Raw genomic sequence first — 5,648 nt, forward strand, 5'->3', positions numbered from 1 at the left:
TCGTGACTCAGGGCTCGTGACCCAGGACACGAACGAAACCGTTTCGTTTCTCTAGGGTTCGAGGTATCGTCTTAAGCGTACGAAACCGTTTCGTTCGAGAAGCGGGTCGACCGGCCTGTGCCCCGGCACGTGACCGGTAGCCTTGTCGTCTCGAACGTCCAGTGGGAGTGGGGAGAGTGGGATGACTGAGACCGCGACGGCGCGCCGCAGTCGACTCACGCCCGAGCGCGAGGCCGAGCTGTACGCGGCCGTGCTCGACCTGCTCCGGGAGGTCGGCTACGACGCCCTCACCATGGACGCCGTGGCCGCCCGCACCAGGTCCAGCAAGGCCACCCTCTACCGCCAGTGGGGCGGCAAGGCCGAGCTGGTCGCGAAGGCGATCGGCAAGGAGAAGTCGATGGGCGCCTCCGCCGTCGACACCGGATCCCTCCGCGGCGACCTGCACGCCCTGGCGCGGCGTGAGGACGACTGCGTCATGGAGCAGAACTCCGCGCTCATGCGGGGCCTGGCCATGGCGGTCCACACGAACCCCGAGCTTTTGGTGGCCTTCCGGGAGTTCCTCATCGAACCGCAGGTCGCCGAGTTCCAGCAGCTGCTGGGGCGCGCGGTCGAACGCGGTGAGGTCCGGCCGGACAACCCGGCGCTCGACTTCGTGATGCACATGATGCTCGGTGCCTTCGCGACCCGGACGCTGCTCGAAGAGCTGCCTCCGACCCAGGCCTTCCTCGTTTCGTACATCGACGCCGTGGTCCTCCCCGCCCTCGGTGTACCGACCGACTGACACACCCCGAGCCATCGCCGCGTGACACGCGGCTGAGCCCCACCTGACGCCACCGCTCACGTCGTCGGGCCGATCGACCCTGTTCGCGTACTCCCCGGTACGGCAGCACACGGGCCGATCACCCCTGCCCTCCTGCACGTCCACGACCTGAACGGGAGTACCGCCCGTGGCCACATTCCTCTACAAACTGGGCCGACTCGCCTTCCGGCGACGACACTTCGTCGCCCTGATCTGGGTCGCGCTGCTGACCCTCGCGGGTGTCGGCGCCGCCTCCGCGCCCACCGCGGGCTCGTCCTCCTTCTCCATCCCCGGCACCGAGGCGCAGAAGGCCTTCGACCTGCTGGACCAGCGCTTCCCCGGCATGAACGCCGACGGCGCCACCGCACGCGTCGTCTTCAAGGCGCCCGCCGGCGAGAAGATGGCCGACGCCGCGAACAAGGCGGCCGTCGAGCGGACCGTCAAGGAACTGGACACCGGCTCCGAGGTCACCTCCGTCACCGACCCGTTCAAGAGCAGGTCGGTCTCGAAGGACGGCACGATCGCCTACGCCCAGGTGCGGTACGAGGTCTCCGGCATGGAGCTGAAGGACGCCTCCAAGGACGCGCTGGAGGACGCCGCCGAGGGTGCCCGGGACAGCGGGCTGACCGTGGAGATCGGCGGTGACGCCCTCCAGACCGTGCCGCACACCGGGACCACGGAGATCATCGGCATCGCGGTCGCCGCGGTCGTCCTCGTCATCACCTGCGGCTCGCTGGTCTCGGCCGGGCTGCCGCTGCTGACCGCCCTCGTCGGTGTGGGCATCGGTGTCGCCTCGATCACCGCGCTGGCGAGCGCCCTCGACCTCGGCACCACCACGTCGACGCTCGCGATGATGATCGGCCTCGCGGTCGGCATCGACTACGCCCTCTTCATCGTCTCCCGCTACCGCGCGGAGCTCGCCGAGGGCCGCGACCGCGAGGAGGCCGCGGGGCGGGCCACCGGCACGGCAGGCTCCGCCGTGGTCTTCGCCGGACTGACCGTCGTCATCGCCCTCGTCGGCCTCGCGGTCGTCAACATCCCGATGCTCACCAAGATGGGCGTCGCGGCGGCGGGCACGGTCGCCGTCGCGGTGCTCATCGCCCTCACCATGGTCCCGGCGCTCCTCGGCTACGCGGGCGCCAAGGTCCGCCCGACGGGGCACAAGGCCCGCTGGATGGGCGGCGGTCGCGCGGCGGGGAAGACCCCGTCCGGCGGGGGCGTTGCGGTGGAGAAGCCCAACATGGGGACGCGGTGGGCCCGTTTCGTGGTCCGCAGGCCTGTGATGGTGCTGCTCGTGGCCGTGATCGGCCTCGGCGCCGCCGCGATCCCGGCGAGCTCCCTCGAACTCGGCCTGCCCGACGACGGCTCCCAGCCGACGTCCACCACCCAGCGCCGCGCCTACGACCTCCTCTCCGAGGGCTTCGGCCCCGGCTCCAACGGCCCGCTGATGGTCGTGGTCGACGCGAAGTCCTCCAGCGACCCGAAGGCCGCCGTCAAGCAGGTGTCCGACGAGGTCAAGGACATGAAGGGCGTCGTGACGGTCACCCCGGCGACGTACAACAAGGCCGGGGACACCGCGATGATCACCGTGGTCACCGACTCCAAGCCGTCGTCCGTGGCGACCGAGGACGTGGTCCACGAGATCCGCGGCGCCGGGCCGACGATCAAGGCCGACTCCGACGCGAACGTCCTGGTGACCGGCGCGACGGCGATGAACATCGACGTCTCCCAGAAGCTCGACGACGCGCTCGTGCCGTATCTGGTCCTGGTGGTCGGCCTCGCCTTCCTGCTGCTGATCGTGGTCTTCCGCTCGGTCCTCGTCCCGCTGAAGGCGGCCCTCGGCTTCCTGCTCAGCGTGATGGCGGCGCTCGGCGCGGTGGTCGCGGTCTTCCAGTGGGGCTGGCTGGCGGACGTGGTGGGCGTCGAGGAGACCGGCCCGATCATGTCGATGATGCCGATCTTCATGGTGGGCGTCGTCTTCGGTCTCGCCATGGACTACGAGGTCTTCCTGGTGACCCGGATGCGCGAGGCGTACGTCCACGGCGAGCGCCCCGGACAGGCCGTGGTCACCGGCTTCCGGCACGGGGCGCGGGTGGTGACGGCCGCGGCGGTCATCATGATGGCGGTCTTCGCGGGCTTCATCGGCTCCAGCGAGTCGATGGTCAAGATGATCGGCTTCGGCCTCGCCGTCGCGGTCCTCTTCGACGCCTTCGTGGTCCGGATGGCCATCGTCCCGGCCGTCCTCGCACTGCTCGGCGACAAGGCCTGGTGGCTGCCGAAGTGGCTGGACCGGGCGCTGCCCAACGTCGACGTCGAGGGCGAGGGCCTGCGCACGCACGGCGACGCCGCCGAGGGCACGGAGCGGGACGAGGAACTCGTGCGCGCCTGACGCGACGGCTTCCACGCAGAACCGGCCGGTGAGGGCCCCGTGGGGACGGGGACCCTCACCGGCCGCCTGCCCCCGGGGGCTGCTGCGGGCGCGCCCGGCGATAGAGGACAGGATCTGGCCTATATGGCTCCTAGCCTGGTCGTACCAGCCCACGCCGAGGCAACCGGAGCGATCATGGACACGCAGGTCCGCCCCTTCCGCATCGACATCCCGCAGGCCGAACTGGACGACCTGAACGACCGGTTGGCGCGCACGCGCTGGCCGCGACAGCTGCCCGGCGAGGGGGCCGACCGGGGAGTCCCCGTGGTGGAGGTCAAGGAACTGGCCGAGTACTGGCGCACGGCGTACGACTGGCGGACCCATGAACGCCGGCTCAACGCGTTCCCCCAGTACCTCACCGAGATCGACGGCCTCGACGTCCACTTCCTGCACGTCCGCTCGCCCCGGCCGGACGCCGTGCCGCTGCTCCTCTCCCACGGCTGGCCCAACTCGGTCGTCGAGTTCACGCGGCTGATCGGCCCGCTCACCCAGCGCGGGTTCCATGTCGTCGCCCCGTCCGTCCCCGGGTTCGCCTTCTCCGAGGGCCCGCGCGAGACCGGCTTCGGCGTCGACCGGGTGGCCCGCATGTGGGCCGAGCTGATGAGCCGCCTCGGCTACGACCGCTACGGCACCCAGGGCGGCGACCTCGGCGCGTACCTGGCGCCCGCGGTGGCACGCGTGGCCCCCGCGCACGTCATCGGCGTCCACATCAACGGCGGGTTCGGCTTCCCGACCGAGAAGGACCTGCCCGAACTGACCCCGGACGAGCGGGCGTTGTACGACATGATCCAGCAGTGGTCGCAGGGTGGCGTCGACCACCACACCCTGCTCCGCCACACCCCGCAGACCTTCGCCTACGGCTGGCACGACTCCCCGGTCGCCCAGCTCTCGTGGATGATGCAGAAGTTCCGGGACTTCGGCGTCCAGACCATGGACCGCGACCTGTTCCTCACCAACGTCACGCTCTACTGGCTGACCGGGACGTCCGGCACGTCGTCCTGGTTCATGTACGAGCGGGACGAGTTCACCTGGCCGGAGGGCCAACGGCAGGTGCCGACCGGCGTGTACTGCGGGCCGCCCGCCGTCCGCCGCCTCGCCGAGCGCGACAACCGGATCGTGCACTGGCCCGAGTCCAATCCGGGCCACCACTTCGTGGGGATGGACGAGCCGGAGACCCTGGCCGCCGACATCCGCGCCTTCTTCGACAAGATTCTCTGAACACTGCGGAGAACCCGAGAACGAGGAGGACGGCCGATGGCCGAGGACAAGCGGGTGGGGCCGCCCCACGTCGGATCCGAGCGGGAGACGCTGCGGGCCTTCCTCGACTACCACCGCGCGACCCTGGCCATGAAGTGCGAGGGCCTCACCGACGTGGAGCTGCGACAGCGGTCGATGCCGCCGTCCACGCTGTCGCTGCTCGCGCTGGTCCGCCACATGGCCGAGGTGGAACGGGCCTGGTTCCGCCGGGTGTTCGAGGACAACGCCGCGCCGATGGTCTGGTCGGACGAGATCGACTTCCAGGCCGCGTACGACGACAGCGCCTCGACACGGGCGGAGGCGTTCGCCGCGTGGGAGGCGGAGGTCGAGCACTCCCGCCGTATCGAGCGCGCGGCCCCCTCCCTCGACCTGACCGGCCACCAGCCGCGCTGGGGCGAGGAGGTCTCCCTGCGGATGGTCATGGTCCATGTCCTCCTGGAGTACGGCCGCCACAACGGTCACGCGGACCTCCTGAGGGAGGGGGTGGACGGGGCGGTCGGGGCGTGACGGTCCCACCGCGTGCCTTCGCCGAGCCAGGAACTTGAACTTTCCACAGGTTGGGCTCGTAGCATCGCGCGTGGCATGACGGACGGAACAGAGAGCGCGCAGGCCCCCACCATGAGCGACACACCGCACAGCCACAGCCACAGCCACAGCCACAGCCACGGACACGGGCATGACCATGATGACGAGTTCGACCGAGGGCTCTCCTACGATCTGCCGGTGCTGGCGCGGCGGCGCATGATCCGGCTGCTGGCCGGGGCGAGCATGGTGCCGCTGATGGCGGCCTGTTCCTCGGACGAGTCGGGCGGTACGTCGTCGGCGTCCTCGTCGTCGCCCTCCGGCTCGTCCGCGCCCTCCGCCGGCGCCGACTGCGAGACCATCCCGACGGAGACGGCCGGCCCGTACCCCGGGGACGGCTCCAACGGGCCCGACGTCCTCAGGGAGAGCGGTGTCGTCCGCCGGGACATCACCAGGAGCATCGGCTCGGCGAACGGTGTCGCCGAGGGCGTACCGCTGACGGTGACCCTCACCGTCGTCGCGACGGACTCCGGGTGCGAGACGCCGAAGAAGGGCGCGGCCGTCTACCTCTGGCACTGCGACCGGGAGGGCCGCTACTCCCTCTACTCCGACGGCGTCACCGACGAGAACTACCTGCGCGGC

5 protein-coding genes are annotated in these 5,648 nt (G+C 70.5%); all 5 read left to right on the forward strand.

The features are described from left to right. Positions 1 to 181: 181 nt before the first annotated feature. Entirely contained in the window at positions 182 to 781 is a 600-nt protein-coding gene (locus tag AOK23_RS39180) for a TetR/AcrR family transcriptional regulator (RefSeq protein WP_055717216.1), read from the forward strand. A gap of 166 nt (positions 782 to 947) precedes the next feature. Next, a complete protein-coding gene (locus AOK23_RS39185) occupies positions 948 to 3,188 on the forward strand; it encodes an MMPL family transporter (protein WP_055717217.1) in 2,241 nt (746 codons plus the stop codon). A 174-nt stretch (positions 3,189 to 3,362) separates the two neighbouring features. Beyond that, positions 3,363 to 4,445 (forward strand): epoxide hydrolase family protein, encoded by a 1,083-nt coding sequence (locus tag AOK23_RS39190; protein WP_055717218.1) that lies wholly within the window; start codon positions 3,363 to 3,365, stop codon positions 4,443 to 4,445. Between the two features lie 36 nt (positions 4,446 to 4,481). Then, a complete protein-coding gene (locus AOK23_RS39195; protein ID WP_055717219.1) occupies positions 4,482 to 4,991 on the forward strand; it encodes a DinB family protein in 510 nt (169 codons plus the stop codon). Positions 4,992 to 5,102: 111 nt separating this feature from the next. Continuing rightward, a partial coding sequence (locus tag AOK23_RS39200; protein ID WP_476718316.1) for a peptidase associated/transthyretin-like domain-containing protein occupies positions 5,103 to 5,648 on the forward strand: 546 nt, incomplete at its 3' end.

Source organism: Streptomyces torulosus (genome assembly GCF_001419765.1).
Lineage (GTDB): Bacteria > Actinomycetota > Actinomycetes > Streptomycetales > Streptomycetaceae > Streptomyces > Streptomyces torulosus.